This window comes from Psychromonas sp. (assembly GCF_983033635.1).
Genome location: NZ_CEZLMY010000266.1, coordinates 1 through 3,342, shown reverse-complemented (window position 1 = coordinate 3,342; position 3,342 = coordinate 1). Strand labels below are relative to the sequence as shown.

General features: G+C 39.8%; 4 protein-coding genes. 3 read left to right on the top strand and 1 reads right to left on the bottom strand.

The annotated features are described in order from the left end of the window. Nucleotides 1-279 precede the first annotated feature (279 nt). From AC4GME_RS18260 to AC4GME_RS18250, 3 genes are read left to right on the top strand one after another with little or no spacing between them, the layout of a single operon-like run. On the top strand, nt 280-678 hold the full coding sequence (locus AC4GME_RS18260) for a glycosyltransferase (RefSeq protein ID WP_490379988.1): 399 nt from the start codon (nt 280-282) through the stop codon (nt 676-678). A gap of 23 nt (nt 679-701) precedes the next feature. Next, nucleotides 702-1,706 carry an NAD-dependent epimerase gene (locus AC4GME_RS18255; RefSeq protein WP_490379987.1) on the top strand — a complete coding sequence of 335 codons (1,005 nt, stop codon included), beginning with the start codon at nt 702-704 and terminating at the stop codon, nt 1,704-1,706. A gap of 15 nt (nt 1,707-1,721) precedes the next feature. Then, nucleotides 1,722-2,888, top strand: a complete 1,167-nt coding sequence (locus AC4GME_RS18250; RefSeq protein ID WP_490379986.1) for a nucleotide sugar dehydrogenase — start codon at nt 1,722-1,724, stop codon at nt 2,886-2,888. A gap of 157 nt (nt 2,889-3,045) precedes the next feature. On the opposite strand, the gene AC4GME_RS18245 is transcribed toward AC4GME_RS18250, so the two are convergent. Next, a partial coding sequence (locus tag AC4GME_RS18245) for a site-specific integrase (protein WP_490379985.1) occupies nt 3,046-3,342 on the bottom strand: 297 nt, incomplete at its 5' end.

The window sequence follows — 3,342 nt, the reverse complement described above, 5'->3', positions numbered from 1 at the left end:
ATTGTAATGATGGAGAGGGGATAATAATAGTATAGAGGCTTTGTTTTTAATTAAAGCTGTCCAAATATAGGGTTTTATTGGCTGCTTTTCTTGGGCTGTAAGTGTCTCGTTTGCTGTTTTTTACGGAGTGCTATGTCTCATTCAAATTTTGGCCATCGTTAAGCAACTGTTAATAAAGGGATTTGAAGGATTAGATAAGTGTACCCGATAGCGTAGCAGTATCCCTTTTTTTTAGGTTTTCTGGATGTTAACAACCCCTCTGCTGTCTCAACATCCGATATGAATTTATGGGTCGAGGAGGGTATTATCAACTATATTGGTGTATCAGATAATGTCGAGCAGGAAATAGCAAAAGTAGACTGTATGGTATTACCCTCGTATTATAGAGAGGGTGTCCCTAAGTCATTATTGGAGGCTGGTGCAATGGGGAAACCTATCGTAACAACTGATAATGTAGGTTGTCGTGAAACCGTCGATGACGGGATTAATGGTTATCTTTGTGAGCCACGCTCAAGTGAAAGCCTGACTGAAAAATTAGAAATTATCATCAATATGACTCATGAACAACGTTTAGAGATGGGCAAAAAAAGCCGAATTAAAATACAAAATGAATTTGATGAACAAATTGTTATCCAAAAATATCTTGATGCAGTTAAAAACTGTCTATCTGAAGCATAAATTAGAATAAAGGAATAGATGCAATGAAATATCTAGTAACAGGCGCAGCGGGTTTTATTGGTGCTTGTGTTATCGAAAGGCTTTGTCTGCAAGGTCATATGGTTATCGGCATTGATAATATTAATGATTATTATGATGTTAATTTAAAAGATGCGCGTTTAAAGCGTGCTGAGCATGCGAGTTTCCAATTTATAAAAATGGATTTAGCAGACAGAGAGGCGATGGCCGCTTTATTTGTTGAGCATCAGTTCGATCGCGTTGTGCATTTAGGCGCTCAAGCAGGGGTTCGTTATTCTATTGAAAACCCGATGGCTTATGCTGATTCAAATTTAATTGGCCATCTCAATGTTCTTGAAGGCTGCCGTAATACTAAGGTGAAGCATTTAATTTATGCTTCATCAAGCTCTGTTTATGGTCTTAACAACAAAGTACCTTTTTCTACCTCTGATTCCGTTGATCACCCTATCTCGCTTTATGCTGCGACTAAAAAGTCTAATGAGCTAATGGCACATTCTTATTCGCATTTGTACAATATGCCAACGACAGGACTGCGTTTCTTTACGGTATATGGCCCTTGGGGGCGTCCTGATATGGCGCCGTTTATCTTTACTAAAAAGATTTTGGCCGGTGAAACAATCGATATAAATAACAACGGTGATATGTGGCGAGATTTTACTTACATCGATGACATTGTTGAAGGTGTGATTAGAATAGCTGACGTTGTGCCTGCTCGTGATGATAAATGGACTGTTGAAGAAGGGACTCCAGCATCAAGCTCTGCCCCTTATAGTGTGTATAACATTGGCCATGGCAGCCCAATTAATTTAATGGAATTCATTAAGGCGATTGAAACTGAACTCGGCATTGAAGCTAAAAAGAACTTTCGCGGTATGCAAGCGGGTGATGTTTACCAAACTTACGCAGATACGCAAGATTTGTTTGCTGCAACGGGTTATAAACCGCAAGTGGGTGTCGCTGAAGGTGTTGCTAAATTAGTGTCTTGGTATAAAGAATTTTACAATATATAAATTTGGATTGATTAAATGAAAATTGCTATCGCAGGTACAGGCTATGTCGGCCTATCAAACGCAATGCTTTTAGCGCAACACAATGAAGTGATTGCGGTTGATATTATTGCAGAAAAAATTACCCTTCTAAATAATAAACAATCACCCATTGCAGATACGGAAATTGAAGAGTTTTTAAAAAACAGAGATCTTAATTTCACTGCAACGCTCGATAAACAGCTGGCTTATCAAGATGCCGAGTTTGTGATTATTGCCACGCCAACAGATTATGATGTTGAAACCAACTACTTTAATACCTCTTCTGTGGAAGCTGTGATTAAAGAGGTGATGGCGATTAATCCGCAAGCGGTGATGGTGATTAAATCCACCGTACCTGTGGGTTATACGCAACGCATTAAACAAGAATTAGGTTGTGATAACTTGCTATTCTCGCCTGAATTTTTACGTGAAGGTAGCGCTTTATATGACAACTTGCATCCTTCTCGTATTATTGTTGGTGAACGTTCACAACGTGCAGAAACTTTTGCAGAGCTTTTAGTTCAGGGCGCGATAAAAGAAGATATCGAAGTGCTGTTTACTGATTCAACCGAAGCGGAAGCGGTTAAGTTGTTTTCTAATACCTACCTTGCAATGCGCGTCGCTTATTTTAATGAATTAGATACTTATGCCGAATCACATGGTTTGAATACCCGTCAAATTATTGAAGGAGTGGGTTTAGATCCGCGTATTGGCGCGCATTATAATAACCCTTCATTCGGTTACGGTGGTTATTGTCTGCCAAAAGATACTAAGCAACTTCGTGCCAATTATGCGGATGTGCCGAACAGTATTATCGGTGCAATTGTGGATTCAAATACCACTCGTAAAGACTTTATTGCAGATTCGATTATTAAGCGCAATCCTCAACGTGTGGGTATCTACCGTTTAATTATGAAGTCTGGCTCTGATAATTTCCGCGCATCAAGTATTCAGGGGATCATGAAGCGCTTGAAAGCAAAAGGTATTGAAGTGGTTATTTTTGAACCTGTGCTTAAAGAAACCGAGTTTTTCCATTCTAAAGTGTTAACTGACTTGGAAGAGTTTAAAGCAATCTCTGATGTGATTGTGTCGAACCGTATGGCGGAAGAGTTAGCGGATGTTGCGGATAAAGTTTATACCCGTGACTTATTTGGGGCTGATTAACTTTTCTTTTTATAGTGTTCGTAAGTTTTTTCTTAGAAAACTATAATCATTGCCTTATTAAAAAAAACCAGCGATGCCAATGCAATAGCAATGGGCTCGCTGGTTTTAATTTACCTTTTCGTTTTTCCACACGCTCTTTTCATTGAATTGCCATTCTTTACCCCATCGTTCCCTGCATCATCATCTCCGAAAATGCACTGCCATCTCGCCGTGAAGCATTCGCGACATAAGGCGCATAGACATCAAATAACAAGCGCGTATCACTGTGGCCAAGCATCTGCGAGATATACAGCGGATTTTCATGTGCCGCTATATGCAGCACTGCCGCTGTATGACGTGTTTCATAAGGGCGACGACGTTTGAGCCCGGCCTTTTTGAGTGTCGGATACCAGAGCTTTTGGCTAACGTAATGCGTATCAAGCGGCTTACCTTTAGGGGTAGTAAATACAAAGGG

Excerpts from the sequence above, each read along its gene's own strand:
- AC4GME_RS18260 (WP_490379988.1), top strand. The coding sequence starts at position 280 with ATGAATTTATGGGTCGAGGAGGGTATTATCAACTATATTGGTGTATCA.
- AC4GME_RS18255 (WP_490379987.1), top strand. The coding sequence starts at position 702 with ATGAAATATCTAGTAACAGGCGCAGCGGGTTTTATTGGTGCTTGTGTT.
- AC4GME_RS18250 (WP_490379986.1), top strand. The coding sequence starts at position 1,722 with ATGAAAATTGCTATCGCAGGTACAGGCTATGTCGGCCTATCAAACGCA.